The 25,571-nt window shown below is 70.1% G+C and carries 21 protein-coding genes; 10 read left to right on the forward strand and 11 right to left on the reverse strand.

Going from position 1 to position 25,571, the window contains the following annotated elements; genetic code table 11:
• The 3 genes from ABZ836_RS21595 to dnaA all read right to left on the reverse strand — a co-directional run.
• Window positions 1-471, reverse strand: a 471-nt coding sequence (locus ABZ836_RS21595) for an NAD(P)-binding domain-containing protein (protein WP_361144479.1), incomplete at its 3' end; no start/stop codon positions are given.
• A gap of 93 nt (window positions 472-564) precedes the next feature.
• On the reverse strand, window positions 565-1,695 hold the full coding sequence (gene dnaN / locus ABZ836_RS21600) for a DNA polymerase III subunit beta (protein ID WP_361144675.1): 1,131 nt from the start codon (window positions 1,693-1,695) through the stop codon (window positions 565-567).
• A 1,166-nt stretch (window positions 1,696-2,861) separates the two neighbouring features.
• The gene (gene dnaA / locus ABZ836_RS21605) at window positions 2,862-5,042 is read right to left on the reverse strand and encodes a chromosomal replication initiator protein DnaA (protein ID WP_361144482.1); all 2,181 of its coding nucleotides are present in this window, start codon (window positions 5,040-5,042) and stop codon (window positions 2,862-2,864) included.
• Window positions 5,043-5,553: 511 nt separating this feature from the next.
• Here dnaA and rpmH point away from each other — a divergent pair.
• The 9 genes from rpmH (at window position 5,554) to ABZ836_RS21650 (ending at window position 12,530) form a co-directional block, all read left to right on the forward strand.
• Complete coding sequence (gene rpmH, locus ABZ836_RS21610; RefSeq protein WP_003975051.1) at window positions 5,554-5,691, forward strand: 50S ribosomal protein L34; 138 nt, start codon at window positions 5,554-5,556, stop codon at window positions 5,689-5,691.
• 21 nt (window positions 5,692-5,712) lie between these two features.
• Window positions 5,713-6,084, forward strand: a complete 372-nt coding sequence (gene rnpA / locus ABZ836_RS21615; RefSeq protein ID WP_356132619.1) for a ribonuclease P protein component — start codon at window positions 5,713-5,715, stop codon at window positions 6,082-6,084.
• Complete coding sequence (gene yidD, locus ABZ836_RS21620) at window positions 6,081-6,455, forward strand: membrane protein insertion efficiency factor YidD (RefSeq protein WP_356132617.1); 375 nt, start codon at window positions 6,081-6,083, stop codon at window positions 6,453-6,455. The genes rnpA and yidD overlap by 4 nt, the downstream gene beginning before the upstream one ends.
• A gap of 3 nt (window positions 6,456-6,458) precedes the next feature.
• Window positions 6,459-7,754 carry a membrane protein insertase YidC gene (gene yidC, locus ABZ836_RS21625; protein ID WP_361144485.1) on the forward strand — a complete coding sequence of 432 codons (1,296 nt, stop codon included), beginning with the start codon at window positions 6,459-6,461 and terminating at the stop codon, window positions 7,752-7,754.
• A 15-nt stretch (window positions 7,755-7,769) separates the two neighbouring features.
• Window positions 7,770-8,282 carry a R3H domain-containing nucleic acid-binding protein gene (locus ABZ836_RS21630; RefSeq protein WP_356132613.1) on the forward strand — a complete coding sequence of 171 codons (513 nt, stop codon included), beginning with the start codon at window positions 7,770-7,772 and terminating at the stop codon, window positions 8,280-8,282.
• Window positions 8,283-8,404: 122 nt separating this feature from the next.
• Window positions 8,405-9,124: a 16S rRNA (guanine(527)-N(7))-methyltransferase RsmG gene (gene rsmG, locus ABZ836_RS21635; protein WP_356132611.1), complete on the forward strand. Its 720-nt coding sequence runs from the start codon at window positions 8,405-8,407 to the stop codon at window positions 9,122-9,124.
• A 375-nt stretch (window positions 9,125-9,499) separates the two neighbouring features.
• Window positions 9,500-10,636, forward strand: coding sequence for a ParA family protein (locus tag ABZ836_RS21640; RefSeq protein WP_361144489.1), 1,137 nt, complete (start codon window positions 9,500-9,502; stop codon window positions 10,634-10,636).
• Window positions 10,633-11,769, forward strand: coding sequence for a ParB/RepB/Spo0J family partition protein (locus ABZ836_RS21645; RefSeq protein ID WP_356132607.1), 1,137 nt, complete (start codon window positions 10,633-10,635; stop codon window positions 11,767-11,769). Before ABZ836_RS21640 ends, ABZ836_RS21645 begins: the two co-directional genes overlap by 4 nt.
• 143 nt (window positions 11,770-11,912) lie before the next feature.
• Window positions 11,913-12,530 carry a GNAT family N-acetyltransferase gene (locus ABZ836_RS21650; RefSeq protein ID WP_356132605.1) on the forward strand — a complete coding sequence of 206 codons (618 nt, stop codon included), beginning with the start codon at window positions 11,913-11,915 and terminating at the stop codon, window positions 12,528-12,530.
• A gap of 150 nt (window positions 12,531-12,680) precedes the next feature.
• Here the strand turns inward: ABZ836_RS21650 and trxA are convergent, their stop codons facing one another.
• The 7 genes from trxA to ABZ836_RS21685 all read right to left on the reverse strand — a co-directional run bounded on the left by trxA (window position 12,681) and on the right by ABZ836_RS21685 (window position 22,438).
• Window positions 12,681-13,013 (reverse strand): thioredoxin, encoded by a 333-nt coding sequence (gene trxA / locus ABZ836_RS21655; RefSeq protein ID WP_356132603.1) that lies wholly within the window; start codon window positions 13,011-13,013, stop codon window positions 12,681-12,683.
• 38 nt (window positions 13,014-13,051) lie between these two features.
• Window positions 13,052-14,023 carry a thioredoxin-disulfide reductase gene (trxB, locus tag ABZ836_RS21660; protein WP_361144494.1) on the reverse strand — a complete coding sequence of 324 codons (972 nt, stop codon included), beginning with the start codon at window positions 14,021-14,023 and terminating at the stop codon, window positions 13,052-13,054.
• A 187-nt stretch (window positions 14,024-14,210) separates the two neighbouring features.
• Window positions 14,211-15,149 (reverse strand): hypothetical protein, encoded by a 939-nt coding sequence (locus ABZ836_RS21665; protein WP_361144497.1) that lies wholly within the window; start codon window positions 15,147-15,149, stop codon window positions 14,211-14,213.
• Window positions 15,146-15,859, reverse strand: a complete 714-nt coding sequence (gene sigM, locus ABZ836_RS21670; RefSeq protein WP_361144500.1) for an RNA polymerase sigma factor SigM — start codon at window positions 15,857-15,859, stop codon at window positions 15,146-15,148. The genes ABZ836_RS21665 and sigM overlap by 4 nt, the downstream gene beginning before the upstream one ends.
• 79 nt (window positions 15,860-15,938) lie before the next feature.
• A complete protein-coding gene (locus tag ABZ836_RS21675; RefSeq protein WP_356132595.1) occupies window positions 15,939-17,615 on the reverse strand; it encodes a protein kinase family protein in 1,677 nt (558 codons plus the stop codon).
• Window positions 17,616-17,732: 117 nt separating this feature from the next.
• On the reverse strand, window positions 17,733-20,042 hold the full coding sequence (gene murJ, locus ABZ836_RS21680; protein WP_361144503.1) for a murein biosynthesis integral membrane protein MurJ: 2,310 nt from the start codon (window positions 20,040-20,042) through the stop codon (window positions 17,733-17,735).
• A gap of 47 nt (window positions 20,043-20,089) precedes the next feature.
• On the reverse strand, window positions 20,090-22,438 hold the full coding sequence (locus tag ABZ836_RS21685) for a DUF6049 family protein (protein WP_361144506.1): 2,349 nt from the start codon (window positions 22,436-22,438) through the stop codon (window positions 20,090-20,092).
• Window positions 22,439-22,697: 259 nt separating this feature from the next.
• On the opposite strand from ABZ836_RS21685, the gene ABZ836_RS21690 reads away from it, so the two are divergent.
• Window positions 22,698-24,137: a CCA tRNA nucleotidyltransferase gene (locus ABZ836_RS21690; RefSeq protein WP_361144508.1), complete on the forward strand. Its 1,440-nt coding sequence runs from the start codon at window positions 22,698-22,700 to the stop codon at window positions 24,135-24,137.
• Between the two features lie 123 nt (window positions 24,138-24,260).
• Here ABZ836_RS21690 and ABZ836_RS21695 read toward each other — a convergent pair whose 3' ends face one another.
• Window positions 24,261-25,544: an MFS transporter gene (locus tag ABZ836_RS21695; RefSeq protein WP_361144511.1), complete on the reverse strand. Its 1,284-nt coding sequence runs from the start codon at window positions 25,542-25,544 to the stop codon at window positions 24,261-24,263.
• Window positions 25,545-25,571 lie beyond the last annotated feature (27 nt).

Here is a 25,571-nt window from a genome sequence, read left to right on the forward strand (position 1 = left end):
GTCCACGAAGCCGATGCCCTTCTCGGCCAGCTCCGCGGCGTGCTTCTCGTCGTCCGTCCAGCGCGAGTTGCCGCCGTCCACCACCACGTCACCGGGCTCGAGGAGCTCGGCCAGCTCGTCGACGGTGGACTGGGTCGCGGCGCCGGCCGGGACCATCACCCACACCACCCGAGGGGCCTGCAGGCTGTCCACAAGCTCACGCAGGCTGTGGACGTCCGAGACGTCCGGGTTGCGGTCGTATCCCACGACGGTGTGGCCCGCGCGGCGGATCCGCTCGCGCATGTTGCCGCCCATCTTGCCGAGGCCGACGAGACCGAGCTCCATCAGTTGTTCCCTTTGGTTGCGAGGTGGGGTGTGGATGCTGGTGGGCACCCACGTCCGAGCGTAAACCCGGCTCCGCACCGCCACCCGATGGGCGGCCCCTTGACCTAGTGCTTCGACCGGTGCGGGCCTCGCCGTACGCGGCGACACCCGTCCGGAGAGGGCCCGCGCAGGGCGGACCCGTCCGGAAAACGGCTCCGCGGTGCGCGGGACGGACGCCCTGCACCGCGGAGAGACAGCAGGTCAGCCGCTGAGGCGGACCGGCATGATCAGGTACTTGTAGGCCTCGTCGGCCTCCGCGTCCACGGACGGCTTGCCGCTGAGCAGCGCCGGCTTGGTGGACGTGGTGAAGGACAGCTGGGCCACCGGGGAGTCGATGGCGCTCAGGCCGTCCAGCAGGAAGGTCGGGTTGAAGGCGATGGAGATGTCGTCGCCGTCCAGGTTGGCGTCGACCCTTTCCACAGCCTGTGCGTCGTCGCTGGATCCGGCTTCGAGGATCAGCACGCCCTGCTCGAAGGAGAGCCGCACCGGGGTGTTCCGCTCGGCGACCAGGGCCACGCGCTTGACGGCCTCGACGAACGGCGCGGTCTCGATGGTGGCCACGCTGTTGAACTCGGTCGGGAAGAGCGTCCGGTACTTCGGGAGGTCGCCCTCCAGCAGCCGCGTGGTGGTGCGGCGGCCGGCGCCCTCGAAACCGATCAGGCCCTCGCCCTTGCCGGAGCCGGAGAGCGCCAGGATGACGTTGTCACCGCTGGTCAGCGCCTTGGCGGTGTCCAGCAGCGTCTTGGCGGGGACCAGGGCGACCGCGGAGGCGTCCGGGTTCTCCGGCTTCCACAGGAACTCGCGGACCGCGAAGCGGTAGCGGTCGGTGGAGGCCAGGGTGACCGTGTCGCCCTCGATCTCGATGCGCACACCGGTGAGCACCGGGAGGGTGTCGTCGCGGCCCGCGGCGATCGCGACCTGGGCGGCGGCAGCGGCGAAGACGTCGCCGGGGACCGTGCCGGTGGCGTTCGGCATCTGCGGGAGCGCCGGGTACTCCTCCACAGGCAGTGTGTGGAGCGTGAAGCGGGAGGAGCCGCAGACCACGGTGGCCCGCACGCCGTCGGTGGAGATCTCCACCGGGCGGTTGGGGAGGGCGCGGCAGATGTCGGCCAGGAGGCGGCCGGAGACGAGCACCGTGCCCTCCTCCTCGACCTCGGCCTCGACGGAGACACGGGCCGAGACCTCGTAGTCGAAGCTGGAGAGGCTCAGCTGCCCGTCCTCGGCCTTCAGCAGCAGGCCCGCGAGGACCGGGGCCGGCGGACGGGCGGGCAGGCTGCGCGCAGCCCAGGCCACCGCCTCCGCGAGTACGTCGCGTTCCACCCGGATCTTCACCGTTGCCGCCTCCTGCTGTTGCCGGCGTCCCTCGCCCTGCTGGCCTTCGTCGGTGGTGTAGCTCGCTCCCCGGGAGGGGAGAACCACCGGGGACCAGTCTGACGCATCCCGCTGACAGCTGTTGCCCCTCGGGTCAAGTCGGACCGGAGGCCGCTCGAGCGGCCGGAGCCGAGTTGTGCACAGGACCCACTTCGAAACGAATTCCCGGCTCTCTCAGGTTGGGAGTAGTAGTAGGGGCTGTGGATACCGTGGATAACCCCGTTTTCCCAGGTCAGCGCCGGTTTTTTATCCACTGGGCCTGTGGGTGTGGCCGGTGGACAACTCGGGGTCTCTGTGGACGGGGGAAAGTTCTGCACAGCCCGTGCACAGGGAGGGGCGACTTCTCCCCAGCTGCGTCCCCAGCTTTTCCCAGGTTTCCCACACCCCACTCCAGCAGCCTCGTGTGACGCCTTTCACTCCGAGCAGTGATCGGGGCCTCGTTGTTGCCGAACAGTGGACAGTGGTGTGGAGAACCGGCGGTTCGCTGGGGACAACGGGCCCCATCCTGTGGGTTGCCGGTGGACAACCGGAAGCGGGGGTTGTGGGCATCGAGACTGTCCACAGGTTGTGGACAGTCTTCGTCCACGAATCCACATGGCGCTGACCTGTTCTGATGAGACTTCACGGCCGTTACCTGTGGACACATTCTGGACAACTTGGCCCTCCCCAGGCTGTGGACGCCAGAAAGTGCCCGAATCTGTGGAGGAAGACCGTAACCCCGGTCCGGCTCGAACACGTTGGGCGGGTGTTCCCCTCCTCGGCCGCCTCCGGCCGGGCGCCGACGGCTCGCTGACGGGCCTCCGGGCGGGGGCGTTGGGGGCGTTGGGAGCGTTGGGCTCCGGCGGGGTGGAGCGGTGCGAGGCGGAGCCGGGGCGAGGGCGAGGACCTGGCGAGGCACCGGCCGCGCGCCGGCACCCGTCCCGCGTCGGCACCCGTCCCGCGAGCTCCGCGTCCCGTGAGAGCCGCATCGCATGGGTGCCGCATCGCGTGAGCACCGCATCGCGTGGGTGCCGCGGGAGGACGGTCCGTGGGGCGGGGCGCGGGAAACGAGAAGCGCCCCGGGGTCTCCGGGGCGCTTCGGTCGTGCTGTGCAGCCGGTACAGCCGGTGCAGGCGCTGCGGGCCCTGTCAGCCGTTCTTGATGCGGTTGGTCAGTTCGGTGACCTGGTTGTAGATGGAGCGCCGCTCCGCCATCAGCGCGCGGATCTTCCGGTCGGCGTGCATCACCGTGGTGTGGTCGCGTCCGCCGAACTGCGCGCCGATCTTCGGCAGCGACAGGTCGGTGAGCTCACGGCACAGATACATGGCGATCTGTCGCGCCGTCACGAGCGCACGGCCCCGGGAGGTCCCGCACAGGTCCTCGACGGTCAGCCCGAAGTAGTCCGCGGTGGCCGCCATGATGGCCGACGCCGTGATCTCGGGGGCCGAGTCCTCGCCCCCGGGGATCAGGTCCTTGAGGACGATCTCGGTCAGCCCCAGGTCCACCGGCTGGCGGTTGAGGGAGGCGAAGGCCGTCACCCGGATCAGCGCGCCCTCCAGCTCACGGATGTTCCGCGAGATCCGCGAGGCGATGAACTCCAGCACCTCCGGCGGGGCGTTGAGCTGCTCCTGCACCGCCTTCTTCCGGAGGATCGCGATCCGCGTCTCCAGCTCCGGCGGCTGTACGTCGGTGATCAGACCCCACTCGAACCGGTTCCGCAGTCGGTCCTCCAGCGTCACCAGCTGCTTGGGCGGCCGGTCGCTGGAGAGCACGATCTGCTTGTTGGCGTTGTGGAGGGTGTTGAAGGTGTGGAAGAACTCCTCCTGCGTCGACTCCTTGTCCGCGAGGAACTGGATGTCGTCGACCAGCAGGATGTCCATCTCCCGGTAGCGCTTGCGGAAGCTGTCGCCCTTGCCGTCGCGGATCGAGTTGATGAACTCGTTGGTGAACTCCTCGGAGCTCACGTACCGCACCCGGGTGCCGGGGTAGAGGCTACGCGCGTAATGCCCGATGGCGTGCAGCAGATGGGTCTTGCCCAGCCCCGACTCCCCATAGATGAAGAGGGGGTTGTACGCCTTCGCCGGCGCCTCCGCCACGGCCACCGCGGCGGCGTGCGCGAAGCGGTTCGAGGCGCCGATGACGAACGTCTCGAACAGGTACTTGGGATTGAGCCGTGCCGCGGGCTCGCCCACGCCGGGAGTCCCCGCGCCGCCGGAGCCGGAGCCGGAACCGCTGCCGGCGCCGACGAGCGAGGAGGCCGAGGGCGAGGAGGAGGACATCGACGGCATCGAGGAGACCGAGGACGGCCCGGACGGGTAGCCCTCGTACCCGCCGCGGTCGAAGTCGGGCCGACCGCCGTCGCCGCGCGGCGGGCGCTCGTACTCGCCGCGGTCCTGGCGCTCCTGCCGTGCGTCGCGGTCGTTGCGCGCCTCGGCGGGGCGGTCGTAGTCGGACCGGGAGTACTCCGGGCGCTCGAACTCCTTGCGCTCGAACTCCTTGCGCTCGTATTCCTTGCGGTCGGCACGGTCGTAGTCCGGACGCTCGTACTCGGAGCGGTCCGCGGAGCCGCGGTCGTACTCGCCCCGGTCGTAGTCGCGGCGGTCGTGGTCCCGGCGGCCGTACTCGGAGCGCGGGTAGTCCTGGCGCTCGTACTCGGCGGGCCGGCCGTAGGCAGGACGGGGCCGCCCGTAGTCCTGGCCGCCGTACTCCGGGGTGCCGTAATCCTGGGCCCCGTAGTCCTGGCCGCCGTACTCCTGCGACGAGGGGGAGGCGTACGGGTCACGGTCGGGGAAGCCGAGCGGCTGCTGCTGCCAGCCGTAGTCCTGCTGCTGTCCCGGCCGCGGCCAGGCACCCGGCTCCTGGCGCTGGTGCTCCTGGCGCTGGTGCTCCGAACGCTGGTGCTCGGAGCGCTGGTGCTCGGGGCGCTGGTGTTCCGGATAGGCGGGACGCGCCGTGGGCAGCGGCTCCTGCCGGGACTCCGGCGCGGAAGCCGGCCCCTCCGCGTCGTCCTGCGACCCGGCGGCCGCGGCCGAGGAAGGCGCCGGCGGCTCACCCATCGAGGTGTCCACCGTCACGGCGATCCGGATCGGGCGCCCGCACTCACGGGTCAGCGTCTCGCTGACCAGGGGGCCGAGCCGGTTCTCCAGCACCGTCTTGGCGAACTCGTTCGGCACCGCGAGCAGGGCGGTGTCGGCCACCAGGGCCAACGGCACGCAGCTGCGCAGCCACCGCTCGTCCTTCGGCTCCACTCCCTGCCCGCGGCCCTCTCCCAGGAGCCCGTCCAGCACCCGAGGCCACACTGCGGCAAGATCAGCGGGTACGTCAGCCACAGTGCACGCTCTCTCACAGGTCCCACGTCTGCGTGGTGCGCGGGACGATCAGGGTCGGCCGTCCGGCGGACGGCGGGTAACGAATCAGTAGGGGCCGGGGGGAACCGAACGAATCGGGAGTCCGCCCACGGTAGTCAGGCCGACGGCTGTGCATCAAGTCGTTGTCCCCAGCCTGTGGACAGTGTGCCGCCGCCCCACGTCGGGCCGGAAATCGAGCGGTGAGCGGGCCCCGCGCCAGGTGCCGCGGAACTGCCCCCGGACCCGTCGTGACCAGCGTTCACCGGGTAAGCTGCCGGGGTCACACAACCGTCGGGTTTGACCGGATGGCGCAGCCGCGCGTACCGTGACCAGGTCGAGTTGTCGATGGCTGCTGCCGCCTGCCTCCGATGGGCAAAGATCACGCACCAGTGGTCGAGAAGCGGTGCACTCGGGCGTAAGCGAGCTACTCGTGGGCGCACGGTGACAGCCAGACGACACCCGCCACCCACCGATTCATTTCTGGAGCCCCCGAGTGAGCAAGCGCACCTTCCAGCCGAACAACCGTCGTCGCGCGAAGACCCACGGCTTCCGGCTGCGTATGCGGACCCGTGCCGGCCGCGCGATCCTGGCGACCCGCCGCAGCAAGGGTCGCGCCCGCCTGTCCGCCTGATTCCGGTCAGGTCATGACGTCGTGCTGCCCACCGACAACCGGCTGAGGCGGCGCGAGGACTTCGCGACCGCTGTACGACGAGGGCGCCGGGCCGGCCGCCCGCACCTCGTCGTCCACTTTCGTAGCGGTGCCACGGACCCGCACGCGCAGGGGGAGAGCGCTTCCCCAGCACGTGCGGGTTTCGTCGTGAGCAAAGCCGTGGGCGGAGCGGTGGTGCGCAACAAGGTGAAGCGCAGACTTCGCCATCTGATGCGCGAGCGGGTCGCTCTGCTGCCCCCCGGTAGCCTGGTAGTGGTACGCGCGCTGCCCCCTGCGGGCGGTGCGGCCTACGAAGAACTGGCCCGAGACCTGGACGCCGCCCTCCAGCGGCTGCTGGGAGGGGGCAACCGATGAAGTACCCGCTGTTGGCTCTGATCAAGCTGTACCAGTGGACGATCAGTCCGCTGCTCGGGCCGGTGTGCAAGTACTACCCGTCGTGCTCCCACTACGGCTACCAGGCCATCGATCGGCACGGTGCGATCAAGGGATCGGCGCTCACCGCGTGGCGCATCCTGCGCTGCAACCCGTGGTCGCTCGGCGGCGTGGACCATGTGCCTCCGCGGAAGCGCCCGCGGTGGCACGAGATGCTGCGGGCCTCGTGGCGCGCACGCAAGGGCGGGCCCTCCGCCGATTCCGCCACCGAGGAGCGTGGAGAGACGGGCAGCCGGCCCGACCTCTCCCCGAGCCCGGCCGCAGAGACCCCGTCCCATGCCCAAGGAGCATGATTAGTGGACACGATTGCCAGCTTCTTCAGCTTTATCACCACACCCGTTTCCTGGATCATCGTCCAGTTCCACTCGCTGTACGGCGCCGTTTTCGGTCAGTCCAGCGGATGGGCCTGGGGTCTCTCGATCGTGTCCCTGGTGATCCTGATCCGCATCTGCCTGATCCCGCTCTTCGTGAAGCAGATCAAGGCGACCCGGGCCATGCAGACGCTGCAGCCCGAGATGAAGAAGATCCAGGAGCGCTACAAGAACGACAAGCAGCGCCAGTCCGAAGAGATGATGAAGCTGTACAAGGAGTCGGGCACCAACCCGCTCTCCTCGTGCCTTCCCATCCTGGCGCAGTCGCCCTTCTTCTTCGCGCTGTACCACGTCCTGAACACCATCGCCCAGGGCAAGACCATCGGCGTCCTGAACCAGGACCTCGTGGACAGCGCCCGTCAGGCGCACATCTTCGGCGCTCCGCTGGCGAGCAAGTTCACCGACAGTGCCGACGTCATCGGGCAGCTGAACGCCAGCGTCACCGACGTCCGCGTCGTGACCGTGATCATGATCGTCCTGATGTCGCTGTCGCAGTTCTTCACCCAGCGCCAGCTGATGACGAAGAACGTCGACACCACGGTGAAGACGCCGTTCATGCAGCAGCAGAAGATGCTGATGTACGTCTTCCCGATCATCTTCGCCGTCTTCGGCATCAACTTCCCGGTCGGTGTCCTCGTCTACTGGCTGACCACCAACGTGTGGACCATGGGCCAGCAGATGTACGTCATCCACAACAACCCGACCCCCGGTTCCACGGCTCAGGCGGCCTACCTCGAGCGCCTGACCAAGAAGGTCGAGCGCAGCGGCACGATCCGCGGCCGTGGCCGTCGCGCCATCGTCAAGGCCATCGTCGCCAAGGGCCGTGACCGCAACCCGGCCGAGCGGAAGTTCGTGAACGGCCTGAACAAGCTGGGCTTCGCCGCACAGCCCGACGGCAGCGTGGTCAAGAGCGACAAGCTCGCCGCCGACCAGGCGCACGACGGCTCGGGCGCCACGCCCACCGGCACCGCCAAGCGCCAGCAGCCCAAGCGCCAGACCAAGGCCCAGCGCCAGGCGGCCGTCAAGGCGGCTCAGGACGCTCAGGCCGAGGCCGACGCCGAAGCGGCGGAGGCCGACCACCCGGAGAGCGCCAAGCCCCAGGGCAAGAAGCCGCAGGGCGGTGCCACCAAGGCCGGCGGTCCAGGAAACGGCGGCCGCAGCCGCGCCCAGTCGGGTCGCAAGGGTCCGCAGCAGCGCTCCAAGTCCTCGTCCAAGAAGTAAGAAGGAGCCCATCCCGTGACGGAAGGCACCATCCCCTCCGCCGCCGACGGTGCGGACGCCCTGACCCGCCTGGAGCAGGAGGGCGAGATCGCGGCCGACTACCTGGAAGGTCTGCTCGACATCGCCGACCTCGACGGTGACATCGACATGGACGTCGAGGCGGACCGGGCGTCCGTGTCGATCATCAGCGACTCGGGCAGTCGTGACCTGCAGAAGCTGGTCGGCCGTGACGGTGAGGTGCTCGAGGCCCTCCAGGAGCTCACGCGCCTGGCCGTGCACCGGGAGACCGGTGACCGGAGCCGGCTGATGCTGGACGTCGCCGGCTTCCGGGCGCGCAAGCGTGCCGAGCTCTCCGAGATCGGCGCCAAGGCCGCCGCGGAGGCGCGCAGCACCGGCGAGCCGGTGCGGCTGCGGGCCATGTCCCCGTTCGAGCGCAAGGTCGTCCACGACGCGGTCAAGGCCGCGGGTCTGCGAAGCGAGTCCGAGGGCGAGGAACCGCAGCGCTTCGTGGTCGTACTGCCTGCCTGATCGGTCCGCGTACGTTCCACCGGCCCCGTCTGTTGAGCAGACGGGGCCGTACTTTGTCAGCCTGGTAGTTCTCGTGGTCAGCGCCCAGTGCGCTCTTTGCGGTACGGAAGGACGGTCCCCCCGTGACGGAGGCAGCAGAGCTTCCCCCTGCGCCCGAGCAGGCGCGTGAAGTGTTCGGCGATCGCTTCGACGATGCGGTGCGGTACGCCGAACTGCTGGCGGACGCCGGTGTGCAGCGCGGGCTCATCGGCCCGCGCGAGGTGCCCCGGCTGTGGGAGCGCCACCTGCTCAACTGCGCGGTGCTCTCCGAGGTCGTGCCGGAGGGTGTGACCGTGTGCGACGTGGGCTCGGGTGCGGGTCTCCCGGGCATCCCCCTGGCCCTGGTCCGCGGCGACCTGAAGATCACGCTGCTGGAGCCGCTGCTGCGGCGGACCACCTTCCTCACCGAAGTGGTGGAGCTGCTCGGCCTGCATCACGTGACAGTGGTCCGTGGGCGTGCCGAGGAGGTCCTCGGCAAGCTGCCGCCGGTCCATGTGGTCACCGCCAGGGCCGTCGCGCCGCTGGACCGCCTGGCGACCTGGGGCATCCCGCTGCTGCGCCCGTACGGCGAGATGCTGGCGCTGAAGGGCGACACCGCCGACGAGGAACTGAAGGCGTCTGCCTCCGCGCTCAGCAAGCTGGGAGCGGTGGAGACGGACGTCCTCCAGGTCGGCGAGGGTGTGGTGGACCCGCTGTCAACGGTGGTCCAGGTGAAGGTCGGCGAGAGCCCTGGAGGTGTCCGGTTCGCCGCGAAGCGGGCCAAGGCGGCCCGCCCGGCTCGCCCCTCGCGTCGTCGCCGCTGACGAGCCTCGACCCATGGGAGGGCCGACCAGAGGGCTGAGAGGCTGGGTGAGCCCTGCGAGCCCTGAGAGCCTGAGGGTCCTCCCATGGGCGGTCTGGATGGTCCACCCCGGTTCCTGTGGCGACCCACGTAGTTGTCGCCCGGAGTGTCGGAAGGCTCCCTTGCCCCGACCTCGGCATCGTTGTTTCACGTGAAACGTCGCTCACTGCTCCAAGGCATCATTGGCCGCAGTCACGCCGCCGCCGAACCGCGCGACCGTAAGCCCTCTCCCCTGCGGAAGCCCTCAAGCGGTTCACCGTCCAGGGGTGTCAAGTTGTCCACAGAGGCGGATCTCTCCACAGAACAACCGGCCTCACTGGTTCGCACCCCCGAAGGCATGGGACGCTCTGTACAGAGAGAGCCTGAAGTCGAGGAGAGTGAATCCTTGCGGTCCGACGCCAACATCGCGGGACCGATGACCGATCCGGTCCCCGGCCCCCGCACCGAGTCGTTGGGGGACGATGTTTCACGTGAAACACCGCCCCCTATGGACGACACCCCCATGGGACACACCAGCCAGCAGGCGGTGGACGCCATGGGGCGTGCCGCCGGGGAAGGTCTGCCCCGTCCGGAGCAGACCCGGATCATCGTGGTCGCCAACCAGAAGGGCGGCGTAGGTAAGACCACCACCACGGTCAATGTCGCCGCCTCCTTGGCTCTGCACGGCAACCGGGTCCTGGTTGTCGACTTGGATCCCCAGGGCAACGCCTCGACGGCACTGGGTATCGACCACCACGCCGAGGTCCCGTCCATCTACGACGTCCTGGTCGACAGCCGTCCCCTCTCCGAGGTGGTGCAGCCCGTCCCGGACGTGGAGGGCCTGTTCTGCGCACCCGCCACGATCGACCTGGCCGGCGCCGAGATCGAACTGGTCTCCCTGGTGGCCCGTGAGAGCCGCCTGCAGCGCGCCCTCCAGGCCTACGAGCAGCCGCTGGACTACGTCCTCATCGACTGCCCGCCGTCACTGGGCCTGCTGACCGTCAATGCGATGGTCGCCGGCGCCGAGGTGCTGATTCCGATCCAGTGCGAGTACTACGCCCTGGAAGGCCTGGGGCAGCTCCTGCGGAACGTCGAGCTGATCCGCGGCCACCTGAACACGGACCTGCACGTCTCCACCATCCTGCTCACCATGTACGACGGCCGTACCCGGCTGGCGTCCCAGGTGGCTGAAGAGGTCCGGAGCCACTTCGGCAGTGAGGTGCTGCGGACGAGCATCCCGCGGTCGGTCCGCATCTCGGAGGCCCCGAGTTACGGACAGACTGTTCTGACCTACGATCCAGGTTCGAGTGGTGCCCTCTCCTACCTTGAGGCGGCCCGGGAGATCGCACTCCGGGGTGTGGGCATCCACTACGACGGCTCGCAGGCCCACACGGGCGCTGCGATGGGTCAGCTGCCCAGCGGGCAACCGCAGGGCGGTCAGGGCGTGGACGGTCAGATGATGAGCGGACAGAGCATGGTGGAGGGGATCCAGTGAGTGAACGACGCAGAGGGCTGGGCCGCGGGCTTGGCGCACTGATCCCCGCAGCGCCGACGGGAGACAGGACGGTCGGCGGTCCGGCGACCGTCGCGTCCCCCGCGAGCACGGCCACCCAGACGGTCCCGGGTGTCCCCAGGGGCGTGGGTGAGCGCGGTGTGCCGGCGGCCAAGCTGGCGTCTCTTCCTCAGGCCCAGCGCGAGGCGGAGGACAGCAGCCAGGGCGGGTCCGATCTCCCGGCTTCCCCAATGGGTGCCCACTTCGCCGAGCTGCCCCTGGACTCCATCACTCCCAACCCGCGCCAGCCTCGTGAGGTCTTCGACGAGGACGCGCTGGCGGAGCTCGTCACCTCCATCAAGGAGGTCGGCCTGCTCCAGCCCGTGGTGGTCCGGCAGATCGGATCGGGCCGCTACGAGCTCATCATGGGTGAGCGCCGCTGGCGTGCCTGCCGGGAGGCCGGCCTGGAGGCGATCCCGGCCATCGTCCGCGCCACCGAGGACGAGAAGCTCCTCCTGGACGCGCTGCTGGAGAACCTCCACCGTGCTCAGCTGAACCCGCTGGAAGAGGCCGCCGCCTACGACCAGCTCCTGCAGGACTTCAAGTGCACGCATGACCAGCTCGCGGACCGGATCGGCCGCTCCCGGCCGCAGGTGTCCAACACGCTGCGGCTGCTGAAGCTGTCCCCTGCGGTGCAGCGCCGGGTGGCCGCCGGGGTACTCTCGGCCGGTCACGCCCGAGCGCTCCTCTCCATCGACGACGCCGAGGAGCAGGACCGGCTGGCGCGGCGGATCGTCGCCGAGGGACTCTCGGTCCGTGCCGTCGAGGAGATCGTCACTCTGATGGGGACCAGCCCCGAGAAGCCTGCCCGGGCCAAGGGCCCGCGGGCCGGCTCCCGGGTCTCCCCGGCCCTCTCGGAGCTCGCGACCCGCCTCTCCGACCGCTTCGAGACCCGGGTCAAGGTGGACCTGGGCAAGTCGAAGGGCAAGATCACGGTCGAGTTCGCCTCCATGGAGGATCTGGAGCGCATCCTGACCACGCTGGCGCCCGACGCGACGCCGGTGCTCCAGACGCTCTCCGCGGGCGAGGTCGAGGCAGAGGGCGAAGGCGAACCGGCCGAGGCCACGGCCGAGTAGCCGAGCCCTCCACCTCAGGCAGTACCCCGCAGGCGCGGGTCGTGTCCGACGAGTTCCGGACACGACCCGCGCTTTGCTTTGAAGGAAGAGCGTCGGAGCCTCATGGTGGAGGGTGGGACGACAGGAAGCGAGGAAGAGCGTTCATGGGGCGTCGGCTGGTACCGCTCACGCTGGACAATCTCCAGGACCTTCCCCAGCGCTGCCGGGGATGCGTTTTCTGGGAGCTCGATCCCTTCAGTGGGGAGACAGCGCTCAAGGAGGGCACCGCAGAGGTGGAGAAGGAGTCCTGGATCTCCGCGGTGCTGCTGGATTGGGGATCGTGCGGCCGCCTGATCCATGTGGACGACGTTCCTGCCGGCTTCGTGCTCTACGCCCCACCGGCGTACGTCCCGCGCTCGACGGCGTTTCCCACCAGTCCCGTCTCTCCCGACGCGGTGCAGCTGATCACAGCCTTTGTACTTCCCGAGTATCAGGGGCAAGGGCTCGGCCGGGTCCTGGTCCAGACGGTTGCCAAGGACCTCCTGCGGCGTGGGTTCAAGGCGATCGAGGCCTTCGGTGACGCGCGATGGAAGGAACCCGGCTGCCTGCTTCCCGCAGACCATCTCCTGGCCGTGGGCTTCAAGACGGTCCGTTCGCACCCGACCTATCCCCGGCTGCGTCTCGAATTGCGGTCGACGCTCTCCTGGAAGGAAGACGTCGAGATGGCCTTGGACCGCCTGCTGGGTGCCGTGCAGAAGGAACCGGCCCTCCGCCCTCTGTGACGGACAGGAGACCGGGAGAATGCGAGAGGGCCGACCCTGCTGCCAGGGTCGGCCCTCTTCGATCGTGCGGGGGTGTGCGGATCCCCCCATGTTTCACGTGAAATCTGGTTTCACGTGAAACATGGCCCTCGGGCTTTCAGGCTGAGTCGCTCACTCGGAGATGAACTCGTCGAGATCACGCATGATCATCGCCTTCGGCTTGGCGCCGACGATGGTCTTGGCGACCTCACCGCCCTGGTAGACGTTCAGCGTCGGAATCGACATGACGCCGTACTTGGCGGCCGTCGCCGGGTTCTCGTCGATGTTGAGCTTGACGACCTCGATCTTGTCGGCGTGCTCGGCAGCGATCGCCTCCAGCGAGGGCGCGATCTGGCGGCACGGGCCGCACCAGGCGGCCCAGAAGTCCACGAGGACGGGCTTGTCGCTCTTGAGGACCTCTTCCTCGAAAGTCTCGTCGGTGACGTTCTTCAGGCTGCCAGCCACTGAGGGCTCCTAACTACAGGATGGGGGGGGAACGGGGATCAGGCGGAGGTCTTCTCCGGCTCCGCCTGCTGCTCGGAGTCGGAGAGGGAAGCCAGGTACCGCTCGGCGTCCAGCGCGGCAGAGCAACCGGTGCCGGCCGCGGTGATCGCCTGACGGTAGGTGTGGTCGACCACGTCGCCGGCGGCGAAGACGCCGGTCACGTTGGTACGGGTGGAGGGCGCGGCCACCTTGAGGTAGCCCTCACCGTCGAGCTCGAGCTGGCCCTTGAAGAGCTCGGTGCGGGGGTCGTGGCCGATCGCGATGAACAGGCCGGTGACAGGCAGGTCCGAGAGCTCGCCGGTCTTCACATTGCGCAGCTTCAGGCCGGTGAGCTTCGCGTCGCCCTGCACCTCGGCGACCTCGCTGTCCCAGATGAAACGGATCTTCGGGTCGGCGAAGGCGCGCTCCTGCATCGCCTTGGAGGCGCGCAGGGTGTCCCGACGGTGGACGATCGTGACCGACTTGGCGAACCGGGAGAGGAAGGTGGCTTCTTCCATCGCCGTGTCGCCGCCGCCGATGACGGCGATGTCGTGCTCCCGGAAGAAGAAGCCGTCACAGGTGGCGCACCACGAGACACCCCGGCCGGAGAGCGCGTCCTCGTTGGGCAGACCCAGCTTGCGGTGCTGGGAGCCGGTGGCGACGATGACGGCCTTGGCGCGGTGCACCGTGCCCGCGGTGTCCGTCACGGTCTTGATCTCACCGGCGAGGTCCACGGAGACGATGTCGTCCGGGATCAGCTCGGCGCCGAAGCGCTCGGCCTGCGCGCGCATGTTGTCCATGAGCTCGGGGCCCATGATGCCGCTCTGGAAGCCGGGGAAGTTCTCCACCTCGGTGGTGTTCATCAGCGCGCCACCAGCGGTGACGGCGCCCTCGAACACCAGCGGCTTCAGCGACGCGCGCGCGGTGTAGAGCGCCGCCGTGTAGCCGGCGGGCCCTGAGCCGATGATGATCACGTTACGGACGTCGCTCACGGCAGGGTTCCTCGTCTCTGGGATACGTCTTCTAGCGGGCTCGCTAGCGGGCTCGTCGGATGCGGTGCGCCTGGTGCGGTGCTTTCACATCACCCCAACGGATCCTAGAGGCCGGGCATTCCCCGCTGTGCGCGGGCACGCGAGTGTCTCGCTGCCCGGGCACGTGACGCTCGGCTGCCCGCCCGTATCAGTCCGAGGAGCGGGCGTAGGAGCGCTTCAGGAGGACGTCTCCCTCTGTCTCCTTGCCCGCCGACGACTCCCTGATGCAGGAGGCGTCCACCACATAGGCGGTCACGCGGGAGTCCGCCTCGGGGTCGGGCAGGAGCACCAGGTAGGCGTCCTTGCCGTCGAACCTCCCCTTCTGGGCAGCGACGGCGTCCTCGGTGCGGGCGATGCCCGCCCGGATGCAGGACGGGACCTCTACGGCGGGCCGGATCATCGTCCTGGGCTGCGGGGAGGACTCCTGGGAGCGACCGGCTTCGGTGAGGAGTCCGGTCACCTGCTGGTCCAAGGGCCGACCGGAGAAGGACGCCGCGGCCGGGGAGGCCGGGTCCTCCTGGAACGGCTGCGTGAGGAGGACACCGATACCGAGAGCGCCGGCGGCGAGCACGGTGCCGAGGGCCAGCGTGCGCCGGCGTGCCGCACGGGAGCGCGGGGTGGCCCGGCCGTCACGACCGGGGCCGGTCGAGCCGGTCCGGCGTGCCGGGTGGGATCCGGCCGCTCCTGCCGAGCGCTCTCCGGTGGCCGCGGAGGACGGCGATGTTTCACGTGAAACATCGGTACGGCGGCGGCGAGTGGTGGCACTGGTGTGCGTGGCACCCATGGCCGGTGCCGGTGCCGACGTCGGTGCCGGTGCTGTCCCGCTGTCCGAGGCGCTGAGCAGTGCCTCGGCGGCGAGGGCGGCGTCGATGCGGCCGGCCACATCGGCCGGCATCCGGACCGGCCCCGGCAGGGTTCCCAAGGAGCACCGGATCTCCTCCAGTGCCGCCCGCACATCGGCGCACAGGGCGCAGTCGTCGAGGTGCTCGCGCACCGAGACTGTGCGGTCGGGTGCGAGCACGCCTTCCACCAGTTCGGAGATCTCCGTGACGTCCGGGTGCCCGGCCGTGTCCTGGGTGGAGGTCACGCTCGTTCACCTCCGCCCTTCGCGGTAGCAGAATCGGTGGATGCAGGGGTGGGCGTCTCTGTCGCCCTGGGTGGGACGGAAGCGGGGCGCGAGCGGTTCCGTCCCGCACCCGGCGGGTGCTTCGATCGCTCGCCGGAGGGCCGCAGGTGAGCCAGCAGAGGGAGCAGTCTGGCCCTGCCGCGGGCACAGCGGCTCTTCACCGTGCCGACCGGGACGTCGAGGATGCCCGCTGCCTCGGCGACCGGATAACCCTGCATGTCGACCAGGACCAGGGCGGCCCTCTGGTCGGGAGGCAGGGTGCCGAGGGCCGAGATGAGCTCCCGGTGGAGATCGTTGCGCTCGGCGGGGGCCGATGCGGCCTCGTGCGGCTCGAGCAGCTGGTCCAGGCGCTCCGTGTCCTCCACCGGAGAGGTCTTCCGGGTGGCGGTCTTGCGGAGGCGGTCCAGGCAGGCGTTCACGGTGATGCGGTGGAGCCAGGTGGTCACGGCGGAGTGGCCGCGGAAGGTGTGTGCGCTGCGGTAGGCGGAGACCAAGGCGTCCTGGACGGCGTCCGCGGCTTCCTCACGGTCGCCGAGGGTGCGCAGCGCCACCGCCCAGAGACGGTCGCGGTGCCGGCGGACCAGTTCCCCGAAGGCATCGGGATCCCCCTCGAGATGGAGACCGAGCAGATCCTGGTCGCCCGTTCCCTCGTACCTGACGGCGTCGGCCATCCGGTCCTCCCCCTGTGGTCCGCTCCCCCCGGTGGGCCGCGGCCCGGCGGGGCCGGGGGCCGCGACCCGTGTCGGTGTGTCAGCCGGTCACCTTGACGTCCACGACCCGCCCGCGGAAGGTGCCGGCGCTCTCCGGTGGCAGTTTGGTCAGCCAGACCAGGAGGTAACGGGACTCGAGCTCCTTGCCCGGGGTGAGGGTGACCGTGGTGCCGGACCCCTTGGCCACCTTGGTGAAGTCGTCGAAGGCGGTCGGCTGCGAGGCGGCCTTGCTGGACGCGGCTCGGAGCTCCACCGAGGTCTCGCCCATGAACTCGACGGTGACCTTGCTGACGGGCTGGACCTTGCCGAGGTCCAGGATGACCCCGACGCCCGGCTTCAGGTTGCCGAACTCGGGATAGGTCTCGTAGTAGTCCGTCTGCCAGTAGGTGCCGGACTTGCTGTCGTAGACCTTGCTTATGTCCGCAGGCTTTTCCCTGCCGTCACTTCCGTAGGGGTCGAAGTCGGTGGCGCCCTTGATCGCTATGGCCTCGGGCTTCTTCGGCTTCTCGTCCTGCTGCTCGGTCTGCTCCACGGTGTCGAGCGGCTTCTTGTTCTTGCCCATCAGGACGTCCGCGAGCTGCCAGCTGCCGAGGCCGAGGGCTGCGATCAGGAGTGCCGAGACGGTCCACTTGAGCGCCTTGCCGGTGCGGGTCTCCAGGGGCGCGGGCGGCGGCGGCACAGGCGGTGGGACGGGCCCTGCCGCCGTGTACGCGGTCTGCGCGTACGGGGGGCGCGGGTACTCCGAGGGCGTGGTGAAGGCCGGTTCGGGCCGCCGGACGCGGGGCATCTCGACGACGGCCTTGGCGAGTTCTTCCGGCGTCGTGCAGGCGGCCTCGTGGCGGGAGGCGGTGGCGCCGTCGTTGGCGAGGGCGCGCATGGCGAGCTCGGACAGGCCCCGGTGGACACCGGCCCGGACCTGGTCCGGGGGGATCAGTCCGAGGTCCTTGGGCAGGCCGGCGAGACCGTGGGCATCCGTCTCGTAAGGCCACCGGTGGGTGAGCGAGGCGTAGAGCAGGGCGCCGATGGCTTCGGTGTCGGCGCGCTGGGGGGTGTCGGTGCTGATGCCGCGCAGCGCGGAGCTCACGGCGAGGCCACGGATCCGCCACTGACCCGTGGAGGTGCGCAGGACGGTGCTCGGGGTGAGGCAGAGGTGGGCGAGCCCTTCGCGGTGCGCGGCCGCCATGGCCTGGGAGACCTGGAGGACCATCTGGTAGGCCTCGTGCGCCTCCAGCGGCCCGGAGGCCAGCAGGCCGGTGAGCGCACTGGCGTCGGGGAGCCATTCGTGGACCACGTAGACCAGGTCGTCGTCCTCGACGGCGTCGAGGACCTGGACGAACCGGGGGTCGCCGAGGAGGGCCGCCGAGCGGGCGGCGGAGAGGACCGAACGGGCGCGGGGGTGGTCGGCCGGAAGGACGTGCACGCCGACGGCGCGGCGGAGCATCTCGTCCATCGCTCGCCAGCTGCTGAAGCCGTCCAGGCGGGTGACGCACTCCTCCAGGCGGTAGCGCCGGGCCAGCTTGTGGCCGCTGTGGAGGTCGAGCGCCCGGGCAGGGACGGAGTCCGCCGCCGCGGGGTCGTCCTGTGACTGGTCGTGCTCCGTGCCCGGTCGCCGCTTCTGGGCCACCCCGTCGGCCGTGGACTGGTCCGCCTCGGCGGTCAGCGGCTCGTCGCCGCTGTTGCCTGCCACGTCGACGGCAGCTGTGCTTCGTTCCGCCACCGTCGTTCCTGCCTCCCCATCCATCGCGTGCTCGCCACGCCGAAACCCATTGTGCCCACAGTCCGTCGCTCCGCACGACAAGCGGTGGCGGCCGATGGTTGTGCGCCTACCCCGGACTCACCGCCCGAGGCGTCCCCGGACCATGCCGACCAGAGAATTGAGCTCCTCCACCCGCATCCGCCGCGCGGCGAGGAAGAAGACCACGAGGAGAACGATCCCACCCAGGACGAGCGCGCTCAGCGATCCGAGCAAACTCCAGCCGAGGGTCTGACCGATCCCGTAGCAGACGGCTCCGCTGAGCGCCGCGGCCGGCACCGAAGCGATGCAGAGCCTGGCGTAGGTGCGCAGCACGCGGGCGCCGTCCAGGTCGCCGCCCAGCTTCTTGCGCAGGCGCCGCCAGGCGACACCGACGCCGATGCCGTAGGCGATGCCGTAGGAGGCGGCCATGCCGACCACCGCCCAGCGGGCGGGGAGCAGCAGGAAGCAGAGGAACGAGGCACCGGCGTTGCCCGCCGCCACGATCACCGTGTTGTAGAAGGGCGTCCGGGTGTCCTCGTAGGCGTAGAAGGCGCGGAGGACGACGTACTGGACCGAATAGGGGATCAGGCCGAGGCCGAAGGCCATCAGCATGTAGCCCATGTTGGTCGCCGCGGTGGTGCCGGAACCGCCGAACATCAGGGTGCACATCGGGATGCCGAGCGCGATGAAGCCGAAGGCGACCGGCACGATCGCGACCGCCGTGGTCCGCAGGCCCTGCGAGATGTCGTCGCGGACCGCGCCGGCGTCGTCCTCGGCGGCCGAACGGGCCAGCCGGGGCAGCAGCGCGGCCATCAGCGAGACCGTGATGATGGCCTGCGGCAGACCCCAGATGAGCTGCGCGTTGGCGTAGGCGCTGAAGCCGGTGCCGGGGACCTGCCGGCCGTCCAGGAAGGCCGCGGTGGCCAGCTGGGAGACGATCACGGCGCCGAGCTGGTTGGCGAGGACGAAGAGGATGGTCCACTTGGCCAGCTTGGCCGCCTTGCCCAGGCCGTGGCCCCGCCAGTCGAAGCGCAGCCGCAGCTTGAAGCCGCTCTCCTTCAGGTAGGGGATCATCGCCAGGGCCTGGACGACCAGTCCGAGGAGCACGCCGATGCCGAGCAGGCGGAGGCCTTCCGGCGGGATGGTGTTCACCTTCATGCTCGAGTCGGCGGCAGTGCCGTAGACCCAGATGAACATGCCGAGCGTGACGATGATGACGATGTTGTTCAGGACCGGCGTCCACATCATCGCGCCGAACCGGTTGCGCGCGTTGAGGATCTGGCCCATCACCACGTGGACGCCCATGAAGAAGATCGAGGGCATGAAGTACAGGGTGAAGGTGACGGCGACGTCGTTGGCGGCCGGATTGCCCGCGATGGAGTCCGACATGGCGCGCACCAGCAGTGGGGCGCCCAGCATGGCGAGCCCGGTGAGTGCGGCGAGGGCCACCATCACCAGGGTCAGGAGGCGGTTGGCGTAGGCCTCGCCGCCGTCCTCGTCGTTCTTCATGGCCCGCACCAGCTGGGGCACGAACACCGAGTTCAGGCCGCCGCCCACGGTGAGGATGTAGATCATCGTGGGGAGCTGGTAGGCGATCTGGAAGGACTCGCCGAGCAGGCCGAGGCCGAGGGCGCTGACGATCAGCATCGAGCGGACGAAGCCGGTGAGGCGCGAGACCAGGGTGCCGGCGGCCATCACGGCGCTCGACTTCAGGAGGCTGGAGGCGCGGCCGCCCTTCTTGGCCGCCGGTGCCGGTGCCGGCGCGGCTCCGGACTCAGGGCCGGGTCCGGGGGCCGGAGGGCCGGGCGGCTGGGGGACGGGCCGGGGCGGCCCAGCAGGCCCGGCCGGCCCGGCGGGCCCCGCGGGCACGCCGGGGACCGTCGGGGGCTGCACCGGGCCGGGGACGCCCACCGGGGGCATGCCCGGACCCGCCGCGGGGTCGCCCGGCGGCCTGGTTCCGTTCGGCTGCTGGTCGCGGTAGAGGTTGGCGAAGGCGTCGGTGTTCTGCTGGGGCGAGGACGCCCCGGTCACCAGTTCGTCGACGCCGACGTACGGGGAGGTGGGGTCCCCGGGCGACGGCTGCTGCCGGTCGTCAGGCCCGTGGCCGGGCGGCGGGGCCCAGACACGCGGGTCCGGGGCGCGAGGCGGCTCCTGGGGCTGGTGGTGCCCGTACGAGGCGTAGGGCTCCGGCGTGGCCGGCGGCCGCACCCCACGGTCGTACAGCGCCTCGCCGACCGGGTCCTGCGTCGAGAGATCCTGCCCTCGGTAGGGGTCCTGGTCGTAGGCGTCCTGGAGATACATGTCCGCGGGCGGGTGCGGCGGCACCTGCCCGTGCTCGGTCGGCGGCACGCCGGGGTGGCCCGAGCCGCTCGCGGACCGGCCGCGGTCACCGTCGTACGGCGCGTTCATGGTTACCCCACCTCATGGTTTCCCGGGCCCACCGGCCACGACATCGCTCAACGGTCCACTTTCTCACCCGTGGCGGACGGGTCGGCGCTTTCGGCCGAGGTGTCCGGGCCGGGGTCACTCGCCTGCTCCGGGGCGTCCGGGGCGTCCGCCGTGCCGTCGCCGGCCACGGCCGCTGCGGTCTCCGCCTCGCCGCGGGCGGCGGCGCGCTTGCGCTGCGTGTACATCCGGAAGCCGGCCAGCACCAGGATCAGCACGCCACCGCCGATCACCAGCATCACCGTGGCGGTCACCTCGGTGGCGCGGACCACGAACGACACCTGCCGGCCGTACGCCCGCCCGTCCTCGGTGTAGAGCTGGGCGGTGACGTTGACGGGGCCGTTGGCGTTGGCCGAGGTGGTGAACTTCACCGAGTGGCTGTGTCCGCCGGACACGGTGATCGGCTGCTCGTCGTACTTCTTGCCGTTGATCTCCAGCCGGGACGGGTTGGTGGAGGTCAGCCGGAGGACCAGGCCCTCGACGCCCTGCACCAGGTTGTTCTGCACCGTCACGGGGATGGTGGCGCTGTGTCCGGAGAGCTTGGTCTCCGACTTGTCGATCAGCGAGACCTGGTCCGCGAGGTCGTCCAGGTACGCCTTCACATCGGCGCGGTAGTCACGCGCCGCCGCGGCGTGACCCCGCCAGGAGACCGCCATGGCGCGGTTCATGGCGCGGCCGAAGGGGATCACCACACGGCCCTCGTTGCTGAGGATCACCTTGAAGTTGTTGAGCTTCGTCTGCGTCTGCGCGATCTGCTCGAAGGCCTCCCGGGGGAGTTCCTTCTTCCGGAGCGACGACGGGTACGCCGAGGCCGGAGGCACGCGGGAAGAGGCCCGGGGGTCGGGATCGGCCTCCACGGCATCCGCCAGTGCCTGGGGCGCCGCCCATCCGCCGTTCCCCAGCGCGGTGAGGGCCTCCGCCATCGCCTGCGCCTGGCTCGCGGAGGGCGTCCGCTGCGGAGCGACGACGATGTCGCGTTCCCGGCTGGACTGCTGGCTGATGGCGACGCTCTGCCCGAGGAACTGCTGCACGGCCAGGGTGGAGCTCTCCGCCCGGGCGAGGTCCCCTTCGAATGCCGTGGACAGCCACGCGTCGGCGACCACGGCGGTGGTACCGCCGCCGATGGGCCGGGCGGCCGAGGGGGTGTAGGCGAGATCGTCCCTGAGGCTGTCGCTCCGGGTGATGATCTTGTCGGCGCCGGCCGAGGTCGACACGTTCTTGATCGCCGGGTCCAGGGCCCCTTCGACGGGCCAGGCGTACTCGGTGCTGGCCTTCACGTGGAGGACGGTCCACACCGTGCCGGCGGCCACGTCGGTGGCCTCCTTGAGCTGGTTCAGCGTGCCGCTGACGTTGCGGCCGTTGTGCGCGATGGAGGCCAGGTCCGGGTCCCCGTAGGGAAGCGTCACGACCTCCTCGTCCTTGACGGCCGCGGAGAGCTTGGCCAGCCAGCGGACGGCCTCGTCGCGGTGGGCTCCGGCGACGACCCGGCCGTCCTCCGTCTTGACCTCGTAGGAGCCGTTCGCCATGGCGTCGACGGTGGCGAGCAGGTCCGGATCCAGCACCCAGGTGATGTCCAGCTGGTCGCCCAGGGCGACCATCCGGTCCAGGCGACCGCCGGGAGCGATCTCCGCGGCGAGCGAGTCGTCGAGGAACACCGGGGACTGCTGCTCGTCGGAGCCGGTCTCCGCGGTCATCCGGACCTCGGAGATCAGCGGCCAGAGGAACGTGGTCCGGGTGGTGGCGCCCTGGTCCTCCGGCTGCCAGGGCAGAACCGTGCGCTGGATGCCCAGGACCTGCTCCGCCCAGGGCTGGTCGGCGGTACGACCCGACACGGAGGCGCCGAACTGGTAGACCCCCGCCTGGCCCAGGCCGAGCTCGTCCGCCGGGACGGTGATGGTGAAGGGCTGCGACACCTTCGGCTCGAGCCGGTCGAAGGCGGTCGTGTACTTGCCGCCGACCGGGTTGCCGTCCACCCCGTTCTGGAACGTGGTCCGCCGGGAGACGCCGTCGATGGCCGAGCGCGTCTGCAGGGGTGCCTGTCCCAGCCGGAGGTCCACGCGGGCGTCGGTGACGGCCTGCCTGGCGGTGTTGGTGACCGTGCCCGAGACGGTCAGCGTGTCGCCCTCGGAGACGACGCCGGGCGTCACCCTGTCCAGGGAGACCGAGACCGGCCCCGAGGCGTCCTGAGCGGCCTCAGAGGCTGCCGGGGCGGTCGCGGGAGCGGCTGCGGCCTGCTCCGCGGAGGGCAGGTGGAGAAAGCCGGCCAGCAGCGGAGCTCCGGCCAGCACTGCGCCGGTGCGCCGCAACAACCGGCGGCCAGGTGAGGAACTCATCCCCTGGAAGTCTGCCGCCTGGGCCACGCGCTCGTCCGTCCCTCGTCGTCGGTGATGGTCTTCGGTACCGGATCTTCGGCTGCCGTTCGTACGGCGTCCGGTCGCGGGCTCGTGCCGCTCGTCGGCGCCTGTCCGAGTGTGCGTCCAGGCATGGTAACGAGGTGGGAGAAGAGGACGTGCCACGGACCGCTGTAGCGGGCCTCCGGTCGCTGTGCGGCCCGTCACGTCGTCTCCCCGAATTTACTGGCGGGCGTCCCGCGTGCCGGTACACGTACTCTTTTCTGTTGTGCCGAACGCCAACGAAGACAAGTCCAGCCTGAGCCAGGCCGAGAGCCTCGCGGTGAGCGAACTGCTGCGCGTGGCCCCTGTCGCCGACGACCTAGGACGCCGATTCCAGGAGGCGGGGTTCCGGCTCGCCCTGGTCGGCGGATCGGTCCGGGACGCCTTGTTGGGCCGGCTGGGCAACGATCTGGACTTCACCACCGACGCCCGCCCGGAGGACGTGCTCAAGATCGTGCGGCCCTGGGCCGACGCCGTCTGGGAGGTGGGCATCGCCTTCGGCACGGTGGGCTGCCAGAAGGGCGGTTACCAGATCGAGGTCACGACCTACCGTTCGGAGGCCTACGACCGCACCTCCCGCAAGCCGGAGGTGTCCTACGGGGACTCCATCGAGCAGGACCTGGTGCGCCGCGACTTCACGGTCAACGCCATGGCGCTCGCCCTGCCCGAGAAGGAGTTCATCGACCCGCACGGTGGCAGGGAGGACCTGGCCCGCAAGGTGCTGCGGACGCCGGGCACCCCGGAGGAGTCCTTCTCCGACGACCCGCTGCGGATGATGCGCGCCGCCCGCTTCGCCGCGCAGCTCGACTTCGTGGTGGATCCCGGGGTCGTCACCGCGATGACCGAGATGGCCGGGCGGATCGAGATCGTCTCCGCCGAGCGGGTGCGCGACGAGCTGAACAAGCTGATCCTCTCCGCGCACCCCCGCAAGGGGCTCAGCCTGCTGGTCGAGACCGGGCTGGCCGACAGGGTGCTCCCCGAACTGCCGGCGCTGCGCCTGGAACGCGACGAACACCACCGGCACAAGGACGTCTACGACCACACGCTGATCGTCCTCGAGCAGGCCATCGACCTGGAGGAGGACGGCCCCGACCTCACGCTCCGGCTGGCCGCGCTGCTGCACGACATCGGCAAGCCGCGGACGCGCCGCTTCGAGTCGGACGGCCGGGTCTCCTTCCACCACCACGAGGTGGTGGGGGCCAAGATGACCAAGAAGCGCATGACGGCGCTGAAGTACTCCAACGAGATGGTGAAGGACGTCTCCCGCCTCGTCGAGCTGCACCTCCGCTTCCACGGCTACGGCACCGGCGAGTGGACCGACTCCGCGGTCCGCCGTTACGTGCGGGACGCGGGCCACCTCCTGGATCGTCTCCACAAGCTGACCCGCTCCGACTGCACCACGCGGAACAAGCGGAAGGCCACCGCCCTGTCGCGCGCCTATGACGGGCTGGAGGAGCGCATTGCCCAGCTCCAGGAGCAGGAGGAGCTGGACTCCATCCGCCCGGACCTCGACGGCAACCAGATCCAGGAGATTCTGGGTGTCGGCCCCGGCCCGGTGATCGGTCAGGCGTACAAGTTCCTGCTGGAACTGCGCCTGGAGAACGGCCCCATGGAGCACGAGGCAGCCGTGGCCGCACTCAAGGACTGGTGGGCTGCGCAGAGCTGAAGGGTCGGCGAGGGCCTCGTCGTTTCACGTGAAACAACGGTGCCCGCTCCGGGGGGCGATGTGGCGATGGGCGATGTTTCACGTGAAACATCGCCCATCGTGCGTCCAGACGCTCTGTCGTCGTCAGTGCCTCCGCGTCAGCCGCAGCAGTGCAAGCGTGGTGACGCCGTAGAGCGCTGCCACCGTCAGGACCAGTGCGGGCGACCGCCCGTCGTGCGGCAGCATCAGCGCGGCCACACCCGCCGCACTCACGAAGGCGACGTTGAAGAGGACGTCGTACAGGGAGAAGACCCGCCCCCGGAAGCGGTCCTCGACGCTCGACTGCACCACCGTGTCGGTGGAGATCTTCGCCCCCTGGGTGACGAGGCCCAGGACGAAGGCGGCCGCCATGACGGAGGTCGGGGCGAACGGCAGGACCAGTGCGGGAGCGAGAACGGTGGCGCAGGCCGCACAGAACGTCATCCAGCGCACCGGCCCCAAGCGGCCGGCCGAGGACGGCGTGATCACGGCTGCGGCGAAGAAGCCCGCGCCGGAGACGGCGACCGCCACTCCCAGCAGCGCCAGGCCGTCCTGCCGACCCGTGACGGTGGCGTCCTCGTTCCACGCGTAGCGGCACAGCATCAGGACCATCACCGTCTGGGCGCCGTAGCAGAAACGCATGGCCGTCATCGCCGCCAGCGCCGAGGCGGCCTGGCGCCGACCGGGCTCCGCCAGGTGCCGCAGCCCGTCGGCGAGCCCGCGTGCGGTGCCGGTGAGGGACTGCCGCAGCCGAGGGGCAGGTTCACCGTCGCGGTCGGGCCCCAGGAGGTCGGGGGCCATCCGGAGGGAGGCCAGGGCGGCGCAGAGATAGAGGAAGGCGCCGAGCAGCACCACCACCGCGTCGGAATCCGCCCCCGTGAGCCGGACCACGAAGGCCAGCCCGCCCCCGGCGGTTGCCGCGAGCGTGCCGGCGGTCGGGGTGAGGGAGTTGGCGGTGACCAGGTGTTCGCCCTCGACGACCCGGGGCAGAGCCGCGGAGAGGCCGGCGAGCACGAAACGGTTGACGGCGGTGACGCAGAGGGCGGAGGCGTAGAACAGCGGGCCCGGCGCGCCGCCCAGCATCAGGAAGGCGGTCACCAGAGCGAGCAGCGCCCGCAGCAGGCTGCCGAAGAAGAGCACCTGCCGGCGACGCCACCGGTCCAGGAGGACACCGGCGAACGGGCCGACGAACGAGTACGGCAGCAGGAGTACGGCCATGGCGGAGGCGATGGCCACCGCCGAGGTCTGCTGCTCCGGGGAGAAGACCACATACGTGGCGAGCGCCACCTGGTAGACCCCGTCCGCCCCCTGGGAGAGCAGTCGCACACCGAGGAGGCGGCGGAAGTCCCGGAGGCGTAGCAGGACGGACAGGTCGCGTACGGCGGACATGGCGCTCAGCCTCACATACCCGGGCCG

The sequence above is a fragment of the Streptomyces sp. NPDC047130 genome (genome assembly GCF_040643475.1).
Classification (GTDB): domain Bacteria; phylum Actinomycetota; class Actinomycetes; order Streptomycetales; family Streptomycetaceae; genus Streptomyces.